This window comes from Amycolatopsis rhabdoformis (assembly GCF_035918295.1).
GTDB classification, from domain to species: Bacteria; Actinomycetota; Actinomycetes; order Mycobacteriales; family Pseudonocardiaceae; genus Amycolatopsis; species Amycolatopsis rhabdoformis.
The window spans coordinates 3,821,631-3,838,428 of record NZ_CP142149.1 but is presented as its reverse complement, the minus strand read 5'-3'; the positions used below and the strand labels follow the sequence as shown (position 1 = coordinate 3,838,428).

The following is a 16,798-nucleotide window of genomic DNA, read 5'->3' as shown; positions in this document are numbered from 1 at the left end:
GATGCGTACAAGATCCTTCGTGAAGCTGGTCGCCGCGGTCGGCTTCGGGGCCGTCCTCCTCGCCGGCTGTGCGGGCGGCGGCAGCGGCGGCTCGAGCGGGAATGACAAGGTCATCAAGATCGGCACCCTGCACCCCCTCTCGGGTGCCAACGCGGGCGACGGAACCCAGCTCGAGAACGGCGTGAAGCTCGGCATCAAGGCCATCAACGACGCCGGCGGCATCAAAGCGCTCGGTGGCGCCAAGCTCGAGCTGGACGGGGGCGACACCAAGGGCACGCCGGACACCGGCCAGAGCGAGGCCCAGCGGCTCGTCGGTGACGGCGTCGTCGCCCTGGTCGGCACCTACCAGAGCGCCGTGAGCGCCAATGTCGCCGCCGTCGCCGAGCGCAACAAGGTCCCCTTCGTCATGGACGTCTCGGGCGACGACGCGATCCTCTCGCACGGCTACAAGTACTCGTTCCGCATGCAGCCGCAGAACTCGCGGTTCGGCACGACTGCGGCCCAGTACGTCAAGGCCATCGCCGCGGCGGCGAACCGCCCGGTCACCAAGGTCGCCTACCTGCACGAGGCCACGGCGTTCGGCACCGGGGTCTACCAGGCGTTCAAGGCCGAGGCCCAGAAGAGCGGCCTCCAGATGGGTCCGGAGATCACCTACGACGCGGCCAGCGTCTCGGATCTGACCACCCAGATCGCCCAGGTCAAGGCGAGCGGCGCGAACGTCCTCGTCGTCTCGGGCTACTACCGCGACGGCGTCCTCGCCGCGAAGGCGATCCAGACGGTCAAGCCGGCCCTCGATGCCGTGGTCGGCGCGGCCGACGGTGCGTTCGACCAGCCGCAGTTCCCGACGGACGCCGGTTCGGCTTCCCAGGGCTACTTCGACGTGAACTACCACTTCGACGACAAGAGTGCCGACGCCAAGGCGTTCAGCGCCCTGTACAAGACGACCTACAAAGACGAGGCGCGCACCGGCGCGGCTCTGGCCTACGACTCGGTTCGGGTCATCGCGGCAGCGCTCGAGAAGGCCGGCTCGACCGACGCGTCGAAGGTTCGCGACGCCATCGCGCAGACCAACCTGACGCCGCTGACGCTCTCCGACGGCCCGATCAAGTTCAGTGACAAGGGCGAGAACTCCACCTCGCTGCCCGTGCTGACCCAGGTCCAGAACGGTGCTCCGGTCGTGGTCTACCCGCAGTCCGCTGCGGTCAAGAGCCCCGTCTACCCCGCGAACCCGGGCCAGTGACCGGCCCGACGAAGACCGGAGAGGTGGTCCCGTCGAAGGACGGGACCGCCCTCCGGGGCGGTAGCCGCGCCACGTCTCGGCTGGGCCTGCGCCATTCGACGCCGCTGATCGTGACGGGCGCGTTGCTGGTCGTTCTCTTCATCGCCGCGCTGCTGCGCTCGGGCAGCATGGGCATCACCGGCCAGGCGCTGCTCACCGGCATCATTTCCGGCGGTGTCTACAGCCTGCTCGCGATGGGCCTCACCCTCGTCTTCGGCGTGCTCGACATCGTCAACTTCGCGCACGGCGCCTTCCTCGCCGTCGGTCTGTACATCACTTACGAGGTGGCGCACCAGGCCGGGCTGAACCCCTACATCGCCCTCCCGGTCGCGATCCTCGGGCTCTTCGTGCTCGGCGTGCTGATCCAGCTCCTGCTCCTCAACCGCACGATGGGCGGCACGCTCGAGCGCCAGCTGCTGATCACCCTCGGCCTGTCGCTGCTGATCAGCAATGTCCTCCTGCTGGTCTTCGGCGGCGACCCGCTGTCGGCGAACCTGAAGAGCGACCCCGGCGTGCACGTGTTCGGCGCCGTCGCCAACCTGTCCCGGGTCATCGCCCTCGGCGGCGCCCTGGTCCTGGCCGTGCTGGTCTTCCTGCTGCTGGAGCGCACCTCGTTCGGCCGGGCGATCCGTGCCGTCGCGGCCAGCCGGCAGGGGGCGGGGCTGGTCGGCATCGACGTGCGGCTGGTCTACGCGGTCACCTTCGGCCTGGGCACCGCCTGCGCCGGAGCGGCCGGCATGCTCATCGCGCCGTTCACCACGATCACCCCGACCGCCGGCGACCAGTTCAACATCCTCGCCTTCGTCGTCGTCGTGATGGGCGGGCTGGGCAACGTGATGGGCGCCGTCATCAGCGGTCTGATCGTCGGCCTCGTCGAGCAGCTGGGCGGTGTCGCGATCGCCGGTCAGAGCCCCCTGCTGGGCGTGTTCATCCTGTTCCTGCTCATCCTGCTGATCCGTCCGCAGGGCATCTTCGGAGCCGCGTCATCATGACCATCACCACCGAGACGCGACCGGGATCAGCGGCGGTCCGGAACCGCCGCCAGTCGATCCAGCGGTCCCTGATCATCCTGGTCGTCATCACCGTCCTGGCCGCCTTCGCTCCCGCACTCCTGCCCGAGTCGAGCCAGACCATCGCGGTCCGGGTGCTGATCTTCGCGATCATGGCGATCGGCTGGAACCTGATGAGCGGCTACGGTGGCATGTTCAGCTTCGGGCACGCGGCGTTCTTCGGCATCGGCGCGTACACCGACGTCTACCTCCTGGAGCACTTCGGCCTCTCGCCGTGGATCTCGCTGGTCGTCGGAGCGATGCTGGCGGCGCTCGTGGCCATCTGCATCGGTTACCTCGCCTTCCGCTACAAGCTGCGCAGTGCCTACTTCGCGCTCGCCACGTTCGCCTTCGCCGAGATGCTGCGGTTGCTCGCGACCAACACCAGCTGGGTCAACGGCACCACCGGGTTCCACGTCCCGCTGCTGCCCGACAACTCGTGGTCGATGCTGCAGTTCGCCGCCAACGCGCCGCAGTACTACTACATCGGCCTCGCGCTGGTCGTGATCTGCCTGCTGATCACGATGTTCTACCTTCGGTCGCGCACCGGCATCCACACGGTCGCCGTGCGCGACAACGAGGACGCGGCCGACGCGCTGGGCGTCAACGTGATGCGGGTCAAGCTGACGACGATGGCGCTCTCCGCGGCGATCACGTCCGTCGCCGGCATGTTCTACGCGCAGTACTTCATGTTCGTCGATCCCGACATCGCGTTCGGCCAGGCCCAGTCGGTCCAGGCCATCGCCCCGGCGGTCATCGGCGGCGTCGCCACCCTGTGGGGCCCGCTCGTCGGCGCGCTGATCCTCGGCCCGCTCTCGGACCTGACGGCCGGCTGGCTGCGCGACCCGCCCGCTTTCCTGGAATTCCTCTCGGGCCGGGGCGGACTGGACGTGGTGCTCTACTCGATCCTGCTGATCGTGATCGCCCTCGTCCTGCCCAAAGGCATCGTCGGATCGATCCGCGATTGGTGGAAGCGTCGATGAGCACCGCTCTCGAAGTACGCGACGTGAGCAAGTCCTTCCGTGGCGTCCAGGCACTCAGCGAGGTCGAGATCGACGTCGCCGAAGGTTCGATCGTCGGCATCATCGGGCCGAACGGCGCGGGCAAGACGACGTTCTTCAACGTCATCGCCGGCGCACTGCGGCCGGACACCGGCCATGTGAAGCTCTTCGGCAAGGACGTCAGCGGGATGTCGCCGCACCGGATCTCGCGGCTCGGCATGGCGCGAACGTTCCAGCTGATGCGTCCGTTCGGCTCCATGACGGTCCGGGAGAACGTCGTCGCGGCAGCACTGTCGCGGGGCGGCAATCACCGCGGCGCCCATCACCACGCGCACGACGTCATCGAAGCGACCGGCATGGCGGCCTGGGCGGACATGGTGTCCGACTCGCTGCACACAGCCGCGCTGAAGCGGCTCGAGCTGGCCCGGGTGCTCGCCACCCGTCCGCGGCTGCTGCTGCTCGACGAGGTCCTGGCCGGCCTCGTGCCCGCCGAACGGGCGCCCGTCGTCGAACTGCTCGCCCACCTGCGTGAGTCGGAGGGCCTGACGCTCGTGTTCGTCGAGCACATCATGCAGGCCGTCATGCAGCTCTCCGACTCCGTCGTCGTCTTCGACCGCGGGCGGGTGATCGCCTCCGGCGAGCCCGCGGAAGTGGTCGCGGACCCGACGGTCGTGGAGGCCTACCTCGGACAGGAGCTGCCCGGTGCTTGAGCTCGACAACATCGCTGCCGGCTACGGCAAGCTGCAGATCCTCCACGACATGAGCCTGCGGGTCAGGCCGGGGGAACTGGTCTCCGTCGTCGGCGCCAACGGTGCCGGCAAGACCACCACGCTCCGCGTGATCAGCGGACTGATCAGTGCGCTCTCCGGTGCGGTCACCTACGAAGGCGAGCCGCTGACCGGGCTGCGGCCGCACCAGATCGTGCGGCGCGGGATCGTGCAGGTGTCCGAGGATCGCGACCTCTTCGGCCCCATGACAGTCGAGGAGAACCTCGTCCTGGGCGCGTGGACGCGCCGCGGCGTGCGCATGACGCAGGAGCTGGAGCGGATCTTCGAGCTGTTCCCGATCCTGGCCGAGCGCCGCAAGCAGGCGGCCCAGAGCATGAGCGGCGGCCAGCAGCAGATGCTCGCCATCGGCCGGGCCCTCATGGCGAAGCCGCGGCTGCTGATGCTCGACGAACCGTCGACCGGCCTCTCGCCGAAGCTGACCTGGGACGTGCTGAAGGCCGTCGCGGCTATCCGCGACACGGGTGTCTCGGTTCTCCTGATCGAGCAGAACGCCGCTCAGGCGCTCTCGATCTCCGACCGGGCCTATGTGCTCGAGAGCGGCACCATCGCGCTCGAAGGCCCGGGCAAGGAGCTGGCCGGCGACGAGCGGGTCAAGAAGGCCTACCTCGGCCTGTGAACGAAACGACGGAGAAGGTGGGCAAGACGGTTACCGTTGATCCCGGTACGGATCAAGCGAACGAAGTCGGGCTCGACCCGGATCAGCAGGCGGCACTCGAGGCCCTCGGCCGGCTCGCCGGCTGGGCCGGCGCGCTGAGGTGGGACGCCGTACCCGAGAACGTGCGAGAGCGGCTGCGTCTGGTCCTGCTCGACACCTTCGGAGTCACGGTCCTGGGTGCTCGGCTTCCCGAGCGCGCCGCGCTCGTGGACGCGTGGGCGCCCTCACCCGGACCGGTACCGGTCTTCGGGACCGGGGTCGAGACCACGGTCGAGGCCGCGGCCTGGCTCAACGCCACGGCGCTGGTGAGCCTGGAGATGGACGAGGGCAACAAGTTCGCGGCCGGCCACCCCGCCGCGCACGGCTTCCCGGCGGTCCTGGCCCTCGCCTGCGCGCTCGACACGGACGGTCCGGCCACCGCGACGGCCCTGCTCGTCGCCTACGAGGTCGCCGCGCGGTACGGCCGCGCCAGCCGCGGCGCGCCGGGTCTGCACCCGCACGGCAACTGGGGCGTCACCGGCGCGGCCGCGGGCTGCGCCAAGCTGCTCGGTCTCGACGCCGCGGGGATCGCCGCCGCCGTCGACACCGCGAGCGGCATGCCGATCGCCGGGCCCTTTTCCGCGGCACTCGACGGCAACGCGGTGCGCAACGAGTGGATGGGCGCCAGCAACGTGGCCGGGCTCGCCGCCGCGCGACTGGCCAAGGCCGGGATCGCGCACGCCACCGGCATCGCCGCCCACAGCCTGGGCGGGTTGCTCGGCACGTTCGACCCGGTCGCCCTGGTCGAGCAGCTCGGCCTGCGCTGGGACATCGCGCTCGGCTACTTCAAACGGCACGCCTCGTGCGCCTTCACCCACCCCAGCGCGGATGCCACCCTCGCGTTGCGAGAACAACTGCGCCAGGACGGGCTCGCCGACAGCGACATCACCCGGGTGCGGGTCACGACGTACTCGATGGCGGCGGCGCTCGGCCGCACCCGATGGAGCAACCGGCTGGCCGCCATGTTCTCGATTCCCTACGTGGTGACGACCGCGCTGCTCGATGGCCGCGTCGCTCCCGACGGCTTCGACCACTCGCGGGAGGACCGCTTCGCCGCACTGGCCGAGCGGGTCGAGGTCGTCTCGGGCACCGAGTTCGACGCCCGCCTGCCCGACGCCCGCGGCGCCGCCGTCGAGCTGACGCTGACCGACGGCCGGGTCCTGCGGCACGAGGTCGCCAACCCGGTCGGCGACGCCGCCCACGAGCCCTTCGACCACGAGCGGACTCTCGTACTGCTGCGTGACCTGCTGGGCGATGAGGCGGCGCTGCAGCGAGCGGTCGACTGCGCCGCCGCACTGCCCGAGGCGAGGGGCGTGCGAGACGTCCTGCGCGTGCTCGCCACTGTCTGATCCTCACCTGCCGCACCCCGCCCGTCCTCGAGGAGGAGCCACCACCCATGCGGATCTTCGCGACCACACCCCTGCACGTCGGCGTCGAGGAACTGGCCCGGCGACAACAACGTTACGACGCCATCAGCCCGGCCGGCGTGACCGTCGAACTGCACGATCTGGCCCACGGTGCGCCCGAGCAGCTCGACAACGCCGAGGACATCGCCCGTTCGGACGACTACGTCCACCGGGCCCTCGCCGCCGCCCCCGCGGGGTACGACGTGCTGATGGCCGACTGCGTGCTCGACCCCGCGGTCGCCCGGCTGCAAGAGGAGACCGACCGTCCGGTGGTCGGCATCCTCAAGCTCAACCTGGCCCTCGCGGCCGCGCTCGCGGCGCCGATGGGCGCGGTGGTCCGCAACGAGGCCATCGCCGCCGAGATGCGCCGGGTCGCGGCCGCGTACGGCTGGGAGCGGTGGCTCGGGCAGATCGAGATCCTCGACCTGCCCTTCGACTCGATCAGTGACGGGCCGGGGTGGCAGCAGCGCCTCGACGAGGCGGCCGAGGTGCTGGCCGCGAAGGGGGCCCGCACGCTGCTCAACGGCTGCTCCGCCGTCGACGTCGATCCCGAGCACCCCTCGGCGGTGCCGGTGTTCGACCCCGTGCTGCGCGCCCTCGAACTGGTCGCGGCGGGAGCGGGCCGATGAGCGCACAGGGACCCGACCTCGTCGTCGCGGGCGCCGGCGGTGGGCTCATCGCCGCCCTGCGCGCCGCCCAGCTCGGCCTCGACGTCCTCGTGGTCGAGGCGAGCGAGCACTTCCTCCGTGGCAACAACACGGCGATGTGCACGGCGATGGTGCCGGGCGTGAACAGCCGCTGGCAGCGGGAGCAGGGGATCGAGGACTCGGTCGAGGTGTTCGCCGGCGACGTCGACCGCAAGACCAAGGGCAGCGGCGACCAGCGGCTCGCCCGGGCGCTGGCCGCCGTCAGCGGCGAGCTGGTCGAGTGGCTGGCCGACGAGGCCGGCCTCGAGATCTCGCTGATGACCGACATGCACTACCCGGGGCATTCCGTGGACCGCTGCCACACCATCCCCGAGCGGCACGGCAGCGTGCTCATCGACCACCTGGCCCGGCAGGCGCGGGCCCACTCGCGGATCGATTTCCTGGTGCCGGCCCGGCTCACCGAGGTCGAGCTGGACGCCGAGGGCCGGGTCGCCGCGGTCGTGGTCACCGACCCGAACGCCGACTCCGAGCGCATCGAGACCCCGGCCGTCCTGCTCGCCACCAACGGTTACGGTGCCGATCCCGAGCTGGTCGCCGAGCACATGCCGGAGATCGCCACGGCCACCTACCACGGCAGCGAAACGTCGCGCGGCGATGCGCTCCGGATCGGCTCCCGGCTGGGCGCCGCGACCGCGTTCCTGGACGCCTATCAGGGCCACGGAGCGCTGGCGGCGAAGTCCTCGACGCTGCTGGGCTGGGCCACGATCATGCACGGCGCCGTCATGCTGGACACCACGGGCCGCCGCTTCGCCAAGGAGACCACCGGCTACTCCGAATTCGGCCCCTCCCTGGCGGCCCGGCCGGAAGCGACCGGCTGGGTCGTGTTCGACCGCCGGGTGCACGAACTGTGCATGCCGTTCACGGACTTCCGGCAGACCGTCGAGTCCGGCGCCGAAGTGTGGGCCGACGACGCGCGGGCGCTCGCCGTCGCGACGGGCCTGCCCGAAGAGGCCCTCACCGCCGAGCTCGACGAGTCCGCGCGGGCGGCGCGAGGCGAGATCCCCGACCGGTTCGGCCGCGACTACGAGGCACCGCTCGAGCCGCCGTACGCCGCGGTGAAGGTGGTGCCGGCTCTCTTCCACACCCAGGGCGGCCTGGTCGTGGACGGGTCGGCGCGGGTCGTCGACGGCGACGACCGGCCCATTCCCGGCCTCTACGCCTCAGGTGGGGCGGCCGCCGGGATTTCGGGGCACGGCGCCTCGGGCTACCTGGCCGGTAACGGCCTCCTGCCCGCCTTCGGACTGGCCTACCTCGCCGCCACAGCCGTGGCGGCGGAACACCGCGCCGCGGGCTCGGACACCACGGCATGACCGACGAGGCGGCCGCCCGGTCCCGGGCGCTGGACTTCGTGCGGCAGGAGGCCGGCTTCGCCCAGCTGGTCACCCTCGGCGCGGGCGGCGCCCTGGTCGGACGGACCACCAGCGCGTTCCCGACCGACGACTGGGCCGTCGAACTGGTGCAGCGCCGGACCCACCGCAGGGTCGAGCAGCTCCGCCACGACGACCGGGTGCTGGCGATCTGGGGTGGCACGCCGGCCGACGACTCGGTCAACGACTCGCCGTGGACCTTCGACCTCGGCCTGACGATCCCGCGGGTGGTCTTCGTCCGCGGCGTCGCGCGGCCGCTGGACGCGAAGGCCACCTGGGAGGTCTACGACCGGCACACGACGCGGCTGCGGGCCGCGGGCCACACGAAGGCGCCGTTGCGGGACCGCGCCGACCTCGACGCCAACTTCGCCGGAGTGCGGATCGAACCACGCCGGGTCCGGCTCGAGGGCTTCGGGACGGGCGCGCAGGCGTTCAGCTGGACCATCACACCACGGAGGACAGACACGTGATCAAGGCGATCCTGGGGTACGACATCGTCGAGGGCGTGAGCGAGCAGGAGTACGAGCGCTGGCTTTTCGACGTGCACGCACCCGACCTGCTCGCCAACCCGAACCTCGACCGGATCGTGTTCAACAAGGTGCTTCGTCCGGTGACCACGGCGTCGGGAGGGACCGCCGAGGTTCCGCCGAGCATGATGTTCTACCGGATCGCGGAGATGCACTTCGCGGACGAGGCGGCGTATCAGGCTTACCGCGACTGGTTCGCGGACAACCCGCTGCCCGCCGAGCGGGGACCGGGCGGTCGGACGGACTTCCGGTTCTACCTCATCACCGACAGCGTCACCGTGGACAGGAACCGGTCGTGACCCAGGCGGGCATCCTCACCCCGCCGGCGCCAGGGCTCACCGCCGAGCTCGCGCGGGCCGCGCATGCGGTCTACGCGCTGGAGGCCGCGGCGCCGATCGCGGTCGGCGAGCTGCGCACGCTCTCCGCCGGAGCACCTGACGGGGTACTGGCGTCCTGGGCCGAGGAGATCGCGACGGCCGGCGGCTTCCCGCTGCTCGGCACCGGCCTCGTCGCGCCCACCTATCCGGCCTTGCTGTGGAACGGAGCCCGGCTCGACGGTGCGCGCCCCGACCTCGACTGGGCTCCGCTGCTGGCCGCCCTCGCGGCCGCGGACGCGGCCTCGGCCGGCCTCGACCGCGTCGCGCGCGCGGTCGCCGCCGGCAGCTGCGTGCGCAGCCTCGCCGAGGGTCTCCTGACCGACGACTCTCCGGCGGCCGCCTTGCCGACCCTCGCGACGCTCGGCGCCGCGACGGCCGCGGCGTTCGCCGGACCCGCGGAGGGCGAGGGGCTGGAGCGGATTCTGGACCTGGCGGCCAGTCTCACCGTGCTCACGCCGGGCCCGCAGCGGCGTGCTTCCTCACCTCTGTGGGCCGGGCACGGTGCGGCTTCGGGCTGGCTCGCCGCCACCCTCCCCGTCGAGGTGGCCACGCCGATGTCGGGCAGCGTCGCGTACACGTTGTCGGTGGCGGCCGGTCACGCGGTACCGGCAGCCGGTGCCACCGGCACGGTCGCGGACCTGCTGGAGTCGATCCGGTGAGCGGCGCAGAGCCGAGGCTCCTGCTGAACCTCGCCCGGCCGCGCGGCGTGCTCGACCATCTCGCCGCGGCGAGAACCGCGTTGGGCGACGGCGTCGACGGGGTCGGGTTCGCGGACAGCCCACGGATGTTCCCGGACCCGTTCCTGGCGGCCGGGCAGGTGCTGACCCGCACCACGGCCGCGTTGTCCGGGCCGTGCGTGATGGGGCTCGGGCTGCACCATCCGAGCGTCGTCGCCCAAGCCCTCGCGACGCTTGCGGGCCAGCACCCCGGCCGGACGTTGCTGGCGGTCGCACGGGGCGAGAGCTCGCTGCGCAACGAGGGGCTCCCGATCCCGTCGCTCGCTTCCTATCGCGTCCTGCTGGAGCGGCTTCGCGCTCGGCTCGACGAGCTGTCGGCCCAGCTGCCCGGCGGGTTCGGGCCGGTGCTCGGCGCCGCGTCCGGCCCCCGGACCATCGAGCAGACCAGCGCGACGCTCGGTGGGGTGCTGCTCGACGTGGGCGTCGAGCCCGCCGTGATCGAACGCGCCGTCGGCATCGCGCGGTCCGGGCGCCCCGACGTCCACTGCTGGCTGTTCCTGCGCGCGGTGGTGACCGACACCGACGACGAAGCGGCAGCGGCCGCGGCCCCGATCCTGGGCTCGTGCGCCGCACGGATCACCAAGTCGCCCGACTGGTACGGCATCTCGCCGGAGCTCGTCGCCCGGGTCACCGCGGTGGCCTCGGCCCACGACTACCGCCGCCACGGCACCTCGGAGTCCGCGGGCGCCCGCGACGCCGACCCGGAGATCGACTCGCTGATCCGCGACCGATTCGTGCTGACCGGCGCCCCCGCGGCCCTCGCCGCCCGGCTGCGGCCCCTCGCCACCCTGGGCATCGAGGGGGTCGTCATCGCCGGTGCCACCGCGGGCGTCGAGCGCCGGCTGGCGCAGACGGCCGGCGCGCTGCGGGCCGGGCTGGCGACGGCCCAGCCGGCGAGCTGACGTGCGCCGGTGGGCCTCGTACCGGCACCGCGGACCGACCGCGAGCAACCCGAGCAAGAAGGAGCGAGGATGAAGACCTTGGACCTGGATGTCGAGGCGCTCGGCGAGTTCGCCTCGACGCCCGCGGCAGCGATTCCCGCGCAGATCTGGGATTTCGGCCGGCTGTTGCTGCTGGACTCGCTGGGCGCCCTGCTCGGCGGACTGCGTTACCCGGCCGTGCACGGTCTCGGTGCCCTGCTCGGCGCCGAAGCCGCCGACGAGTCCGCCCCGTTCGGGCGGCTGACGACGCTCGGCGCGGCGGCCACCTGGCTCGACGCCGACTCGGGTGGGTCGTTCCACCCGGCCGGCGGCCGCATCCCGCCGGTACCGACCGCACACCCGGCACCCCACGTGCTGCCGGCGTTGCTGCACGCACTGAGCAGCCAGGGTGTGGACGACGTGGACGACGCAGCCGCCGTCCGCGCGTTCGTGCTGGGCTGCGAGGTGGGGCTGCGCTTCGGCGTCGGCACTTCCCTGCGCCCCGGTCTGCACCCGCACGGTATCCACGGCCCCATCGGGGCCGCGGTCGCGGCGTCGGCGCTGACCGGCGCCGACGCGCCCACCACCGCCCGGGCCATCGAGCTGGCCGGCTCACTGCCGCTGGCCGCCACGCTGGCCGTGCCGATGCAGGGCGGCACGGTGCGCAACGTCTGGACCGGGCTCGGCTCCTACTACGGCGCGCTCGCCGCCCGGCTGGCCGCCGCCGGCCACGAGGCCGACCCGGGGCTGCTCGCCACGCTCTACGGGGGCGTGGTCACCACCGACGCGGATGCCGAGGAGATCGGCGGCGGGCTCGGCCACCGCTGGCGGGTCGTGGACAGCTATCTCAAGCCCTACGCCTGCGCCCGCTGGGTCCACCCGGCACTGGACGCGCTGCGGGAGGCACTCGTGCGCGCCGGCTCGCCGAAGCCGGCCTCCATCACCGAAATCGTGATCGAGACGTTCGCCTTCGCCGCCTCACTCGACAGCCTCGGCAGCGAGTCCGACCTGCACGCACGGTTTTCGGTGCCGCGCTGCGCGGCGTCCGTCGTCGTCGACGGGCACCTGGACGCCGGCGGCTTCCTGCCCGGGCAGTTCGAGCGGCCCGACGTCGTGGACCTGGCCGCCAAGGTCCGGCTGGTCGAGGTGGCGGAGTACACCGGCGCGCTCCCGGCCGAGCGGCCGGCGCGGGTCACCGTCGTCACCGCGGACTCTTCGGGGACCGCGCAGGTGCGCAACGCGCGGGGCAACCCGAGCGATCCGCTCTCCGTCGACGAGATCGTGGCGAAGTTCCGCGGCAACGTCGGGCCGTTCCTTCCCGGCGACGTGCTCGACCCGGTGGTGCAGGCCCTGACGACCGCGGACCTGCTCCCGGACGGCAGGAGCCTGCAGGCCCTCGCCGACGCGATCGCCCACCGGCTCTGATCCGTCCCGGCCGTTTCCGATCGACCGAAGGAGATGTTGCGATGACACTGGATGCAGCGGCCGAGTGGGTCGGCGGGCTCCGCTACGAGGACCTCCCGGAGGAAGTCGTCGTGCAGGCCGTCCGCATCGTCTCGGACACCGTCGCGGCAGGCCTCGGCGCCGGCGCCGAGAAAGAGGTGGCCGGTGCGGCGCAGGCGGCACTGGCCATCGGAGGCCGTGGCGCCGCGACGGTGCTGGCGACCGGGGAGGGCACGACGTCCTATGCGGCCGCGCTGCTCAACGGCCAGGCGTTCGTCACCTACGAGCTCGACGAAGGCAACCAGTGGGCGACGAACCACCCCTCGGCGCATGTGCTGCCCGCGGTCCTCGCCACCGCCGAGGAGCTGGGCAGCAGCGGCCGGGAGTTCCTGGTGGCCTTCGTGGCCGCCTACGAGACGGCTGCGCGGGCCGGGCTCGCGCTGACGCTCCGAGCCCCGGTCCACCCCTTCGGCACCGCCATGGTCGTGGGAGCCGCCGCCGGCGTCGCCCGGCTGCGGGGGTTCTCCGTCGCCGAGATCATCGAGGCCGTTCGCGTGGCGGTGGCGATGACCCCCGCTTCGACGCAGCGGGCGGCCAACATGGGAGCCACCGTGCGCAATCTGCTGACCGGCGTGTCGTCGGCCGCGGGTGTGCTGGGCGCGCACGCCGCCCGCGGCGGCGTCACCGGTGAGACGCAGGCCTTGGAAACCGTCTACGGCCAGGTGCTCGGCGAGCACTTCGAGCCCTCCGTGCTCGGCGACGGTCTCGGACAGCGGTGGCTGATCCTGGAGAACTACTTCAAGCTGCACGCCTGCAGCCGCTGGAACCACGCGCCCATCGAGGCCATGGGCAAGCTCGTGGCCCGCACCGGCGTGACGAGCGCCGACATCGAGCAGGTCACCGTTTTCACTTACGCCCCCGCGACGCGCCTCGACGAGACGGCCCCGGCGAACGGGTTCGCCGGCAAGCACTCCATTCCCTACAACGTGGCCGTACAGGCGGTGCTCGGCCACAACGGGCTGGAGGCCTACCGGGGAGACGTCGTGGCCGATGACGAGGTTCGCGCCCTGGCCTCGCGGATCCGCGTCGTCGAGGACCCGGACTACACCCGGGTGCAACCGGCCGTCCGCACCGCGCGCGTGGAAGTGCTCACCACCGACGGGCGAGCACTGTCCGAAGTGGAGGATCGCGCCCCGGGCGGCTTCGACAACCCCTATCCGGCGGCGGTCCTCGACGCGAAGTTCGACCAGCTGGTGACCCACGGCAGGTCGGCCGAACTCGTGCACCCGTTGCGAGAGTGGCTGGGTGCGCTCCCGGCCCACCCGGACCTCGGCGGCCTCGCCCGCCTGCTCCGGCCGACAGAAGGGACGGACTCCGATGGTGAGTGACAGTTCGACGTTTGGCGCGCCGACCGAGGCGTCTGCGGACGTCGTCGGACAGCTGGCTCGGGCGGTGGCCACCACGACGTGGGACACCGTTCCGGCGGCCGCGCAGGTCAGTGCGCTCGACCTCCTGCTCGACTCGGTCGCCGTCATGGCCGCCGGCTCCGCCCATCCGGACATGCGGGCGCTGCGCGGCTCCGTCGCGCCGGCCGCGGGACCGAGCACCGTGTTCGGGGAGAGCCGTGGCGCCGGCGTCCAGGACGCCGTGCTGCTGAACGGTGCCACGATTTCGGTGCTGCAGCGGCAGGACGGCTACTCGAGGATGAAGGGGCACCCCGCCATCCAGGTCGCCGCCGTCCTGCTGGGCCTCGGTGAGGAACGACAGGTGGGAGCGCGGGAGTTCCTCAACGCGTTCGTCGGGGGTTACGAGCTGGCGGCTCGCATCGGGCTCGGCATCGGGGGCGTGCCCGGGCACCTCCACGACATCGGCAACTGGGTGACCGTCGGCGCCGCCGGAGCGGCGACCTCGCTGGTGAGCGGGGCCGACGAGCGAGCGGTCGCGGCCGGCATCGACGGCGCCGCCTCGCTCGGTCTCCACTTCGACCGCTGGACCACCACGTCGGGCGCCACGCTCCACCATCTCTACCCCGCGACGGCCTGCACGACAGCGCTCAACGTGGCCCGCGCAGCCGCGGCCGGTCTCACGGCGCGGCCCGGTGCCTTGAGCTCGTTCTACGGGCCGTTCCTGGCCGAGGACTTCCACGCCGAGGCGATGCTCGACGGTGTCGCGGACGGGACCTGGGCGAGCTACGAGATCGTGAACGGCTACTTCAAGCTCCACCCCTCGTGTGCGCACCTGCACGGTGTGAACGACGCGGTGGCCGCCCTGCTGGCGGAGGAGCGCTTCGGCGAGGACGACGTACGCCGGGTCGACGTGCGGATCTTCGACGACGGCATGGCGATCGACTGCGCCGAGCCGAAGAACGACCTGGACGCCCGGTTCAGCGCTCGGGCCACGGTGGCCGCGGCCATCCGGTTCGGCGCGCTCGACGACGAAGGTCTGCTGGACCTCGCCACCCTCCGGCCACTGATGGACCGGATCAGCGTCTCGCACGACCCCGAACTCGACGTGCACAAGCCCACCGGTCGGGCCGGCACAGTGCGCGTCGAACTCGGCGACGGCCGGGTCGTCTCCCGCACGGTCATCCATCCGCGTGGTACGCCCGAAGTCCCGGTGACCGATGAGGAGCGGCTGGCCAAGGCAACGAGTCTGCTGAGCCGCGTCTACGGTGCCGCCGGGGCCGAGCGGGTCAGGGAAGAGATCTACGCACTGCCCCGCGCCGAGTCCCTGCACCCGCTGACCGAGAGCCTGCGGATGACACAGAAGCCGTGAGGCATCCTCGGTGCTGAGCGCGGCTCACGCGGGTGCTTCGCTGTGCTGGGTCCGGGGTTTCCGCTGCAACGCCTTCGCCACCGGCTCCACGATCCGCGCGGCCGTGGGGCCGAGCACGGCCATCAGCAGCACGTACGCCGTGGCCAGGGCGGCGAGTTCGCCGTCGACCGCGCCGGCCGTGACGGCGAGGCCGGCGATCACGATGGAGAACTCGCCGCGGGCCACGAGGGCGGCGCCGGCGCGGGCGCGGCCCAGCTTGCCGATGTGCTGGCGGCGGGCGGCCCACCAGCCGGTGCCGACCTTGGTGAGCGTGGTGACCACGGCCAGGACCACCGCCCAGCCGAGCACCGGCGGGATCGACGCCGGGTCGGTGTTGAGGCCGAAGACCACGAAGAACACCGCCGCGAAGAGATCGCGCAGGGGTTCGAGCAGGCGGGTCGCGTTGTGGGCGGTGGAGCCGGAGACGGCGATGCCGAGCAGGAACGCGCCCACGGCGGCCGAGACCTGCATCGCGGACGCCAGGCCGGCCACGAGCAGTGCGGCGCCGAGGATCTTGAGCAGGAACACTTCGCGGTCTTCGCTGTCCACGAGCGCGGAGACGTAGCGGCCGAACTTCAGCGCGATCACCAGCACCACGGTGATCACCATCAGCGAGATGCCCACGGCCTCGAGGCCGCCGAGGAAGCTCACGCCGCCCAGGATCGCGGTGAGGATGGGCAGGTACAGGGCCATCACCAGGTCCTCGAACACGAGGATGGACAGGACCACGGGGGTCTCGCGGTTGCCGAGGCGGCCGAGGTCGCCGAGCACCTTCGCGACGATGCCGGACGACGAGATGTAGGTGACGCCCGCCATCACGATCGCGCCGATCGGGCCCCAGCCCAGCAGCAGTGCGACGGCCGCGCCGGGCAGCGCGTTGGCCACGATGTCGAGCAGGCCGGCCGTCCACGAGCGGCGCAGGCCGGTGAACAGCTCGGCCGCCGAGTACTCGAGTCCCAGCAGCAGGAGCAGCAGGACGACGCCGATTTCGCTGGCGAGGTGCGTGAAGTCGCCGATGTCGGCCAGCGGGATCAAGCCGCCCGAGCCGAAGCACAGGCCGCCGAGCAGGTAGAGCGGGATGGGGGAGAGGCCGATCCGCCCGGCGAGGCGGCCCAGCACGCCCAGGACGAAGAAGACCCCGCCGAGTTCGATCAGGGACAGCGCGGTGTGGTCCATCAGCCTTGCTTGAGGATCTTGGCGGCGGCGTCCAGACCTTCGGACGTGCCGACCGCGACGAGCAGGTCGCCCGCGGTGAGCGTGAAGTCGGGCGTGGGCGAGGGGTGCACCTGGCCCGCCCGCGCCACCGCGACCACCGACACGCTGGTGCGGGTGCGCATCGCCGTGTCGCCGAGGGTGCGGCCGTCGAAGGGACCGTCCTCGGTGATCGGCAGCTGCCGGGTGTGGATGCCCGGCAGCTCGCGGTGTTCTTCCGTGAGCTGCGCAACGAGCTGCGGCGCGCCGAGCAGGTTCGCGAGCGCGCCCGCTTCGTCCGCGGTGAGGGGCAGCGAGGCGAGGCAGGCGTCTACGTCGTCGGCCTTCGAGACGATGAGCTCGATCTTGCCGTCCCGCTGCGTCACGACGCCGATGCGGCGGCCCGCACGCGTGGCGAAGTCCTTGCGGACACCGATTCCGGGTAGGGGAGTCACTTCGACGTTCACACCCGCCACGGTAACCCATTGTCCGTTTCGC

17 protein-coding genes are annotated in these 16,798 nt (G+C 72.0%); 15 read left to right on the top strand and 2 right to left on the bottom strand.

All coding sequences use genetic code 11. The features are described 5' to 3' along the window. Window position 1 precedes the first annotated feature (1 nt). The 15 genes from VSH64_RS17445 to VSH64_RS17375 all read left to right on the top strand — a co-directional run bounded on the left by VSH64_RS17445 (window position 2) and on the right by VSH64_RS17375 (window position 15,070). The gene (locus VSH64_RS17445; protein WP_326836669.1) at window positions 2-1,240 is read left to right on the top strand and encodes an ABC transporter substrate-binding protein; all 1,239 of its coding nucleotides are present in this window, start codon (window positions 2-4) and stop codon (window positions 1,238-1,240) included. After that, entirely contained in the window at window positions 1,237-2,271 is a 1,035-nt protein-coding gene (locus tag VSH64_RS17440) for a branched-chain amino acid ABC transporter permease (RefSeq protein WP_326836668.1), read from the top strand. Before VSH64_RS17445 ends, VSH64_RS17440 begins: the two co-directional genes overlap by 4 nt. Next, window positions 2,268-3,311: a branched-chain amino acid ABC transporter permease gene (locus tag VSH64_RS17435; protein ID WP_326836667.1), complete on the top strand. Its 1,044-nt coding sequence runs from the start codon at window positions 2,268-2,270 to the stop codon at window positions 3,309-3,311. Before VSH64_RS17440 ends, VSH64_RS17435 begins: the two co-directional genes overlap by 4 nt. After that, window positions 3,308-4,039 (top strand): ABC transporter ATP-binding protein, encoded by a 732-nt coding sequence (locus tag VSH64_RS17430; protein ID WP_326836666.1) that lies wholly within the window; start codon window positions 3,308-3,310, stop codon window positions 4,037-4,039. The genes VSH64_RS17435 and VSH64_RS17430 overlap by 4 nt, the downstream gene beginning before the upstream one ends. Then, window positions 4,032-4,733, top strand: a complete 702-nt coding sequence (locus VSH64_RS17425; RefSeq protein ID WP_326836665.1) for an ABC transporter ATP-binding protein — start codon at window positions 4,032-4,034, stop codon at window positions 4,731-4,733. Before VSH64_RS17430 ends, VSH64_RS17425 begins: the two co-directional genes overlap by 8 nt. Beyond that, the gene (locus VSH64_RS17420) at window positions 4,730-6,160 is read left to right on the top strand and encodes an MmgE/PrpD family protein (protein ID WP_326836664.1); all 1,431 of its coding nucleotides are present in this window, start codon (window positions 4,730-4,732) and stop codon (window positions 6,158-6,160) included. The genes VSH64_RS17425 and VSH64_RS17420 overlap by 4 nt, the downstream gene beginning before the upstream one ends. A 47-nt stretch (window positions 6,161-6,207) precedes the next feature. Further along, complete coding sequence (locus VSH64_RS17415; RefSeq protein WP_326836663.1) at window positions 6,208-6,846, top strand: aspartate/glutamate racemase family protein; 639 nt, start codon at window positions 6,208-6,210, stop codon at window positions 6,844-6,846. Further along, on the top strand, window positions 6,843-8,234 hold the full coding sequence (locus tag VSH64_RS17410; RefSeq protein WP_326836662.1) for an FAD-dependent oxidoreductase: 1,392 nt from the start codon (window positions 6,843-6,845) through the stop codon (window positions 8,232-8,234). The genes VSH64_RS17415 and VSH64_RS17410 overlap by 4 nt, the downstream gene beginning before the upstream one ends. Beyond that, window positions 8,231-8,761 (top strand): hypothetical protein, encoded by a 531-nt coding sequence (locus VSH64_RS17405; protein ID WP_326836661.1) that lies wholly within the window; start codon window positions 8,231-8,233, stop codon window positions 8,759-8,761. Before VSH64_RS17410 ends, VSH64_RS17405 begins: the two co-directional genes overlap by 4 nt. After that, entirely contained in the window at window positions 8,758-9,117 is a 360-nt protein-coding gene (locus VSH64_RS17400; RefSeq protein ID WP_326836660.1) for an EthD domain-containing protein, read from the top strand. Before VSH64_RS17405 ends, VSH64_RS17400 begins: the two co-directional genes overlap by 4 nt. Then, the gene (locus tag VSH64_RS17395; RefSeq protein WP_326836659.1) at window positions 9,114-9,854 is read left to right on the top strand and encodes a hypothetical protein; all 741 of its coding nucleotides are present in this window, start codon (window positions 9,114-9,116) and stop codon (window positions 9,852-9,854) included. The genes VSH64_RS17400 and VSH64_RS17395 overlap by 4 nt, the downstream gene beginning before the upstream one ends. Further along, window positions 9,851-10,834, top strand: a complete 984-nt coding sequence (locus VSH64_RS17390; protein ID WP_326836658.1) for an LLM class flavin-dependent oxidoreductase — start codon at window positions 9,851-9,853, stop codon at window positions 10,832-10,834. The genes VSH64_RS17395 and VSH64_RS17390 overlap by 4 nt, the downstream gene beginning before the upstream one ends. Window positions 10,835-10,903: 69 nt before the next feature. Continuing rightward, window positions 10,904-12,277, top strand: coding sequence for an MmgE/PrpD family protein (locus tag VSH64_RS17385; protein WP_326836657.1), 1,374 nt, complete (start codon window positions 10,904-10,906; stop codon window positions 12,275-12,277). Between the two features lie 41 nt (window positions 12,278-12,318). Next, window positions 12,319-13,683, top strand: a complete 1,365-nt coding sequence (locus tag VSH64_RS17380; protein WP_326836656.1) for an MmgE/PrpD family protein — start codon at window positions 12,319-12,321, stop codon at window positions 13,681-13,683. Further along, window positions 13,673-15,070: an MmgE/PrpD family protein gene (locus tag VSH64_RS17375; protein ID WP_326836655.1), complete on the top strand. Its 1,398-nt coding sequence runs from the start codon at window positions 13,673-13,675 to the stop codon at window positions 15,068-15,070. The genes VSH64_RS17380 and VSH64_RS17375 overlap by 11 nt, the downstream gene beginning before the upstream one ends. Window positions 15,071-15,094: 24 nt before the next feature. Here VSH64_RS17375 and VSH64_RS17370 read toward each other — a convergent pair whose 3' ends face one another. Both VSH64_RS17370 and VSH64_RS17365 read right to left on the bottom strand, forming a co-directional pair. Then, window positions 15,095-16,285: a cation:proton antiporter gene (locus tag VSH64_RS17370; protein ID WP_326836654.1), complete on the bottom strand. Its 1,191-nt coding sequence runs from the start codon at window positions 16,283-16,285 to the stop codon at window positions 15,095-15,097. Further along, window positions 16,285-16,767: a cation:proton antiporter regulatory subunit gene (locus VSH64_RS17365; RefSeq protein ID WP_326836653.1), complete on the bottom strand. Its 483-nt coding sequence runs from the start codon at window positions 16,765-16,767 to the stop codon at window positions 16,285-16,287. The genes VSH64_RS17370 and VSH64_RS17365 overlap by 1 nt, the downstream gene beginning before the upstream one ends. Between the last annotated feature and the right edge of the window lie 31 nt (window positions 16,768-16,798).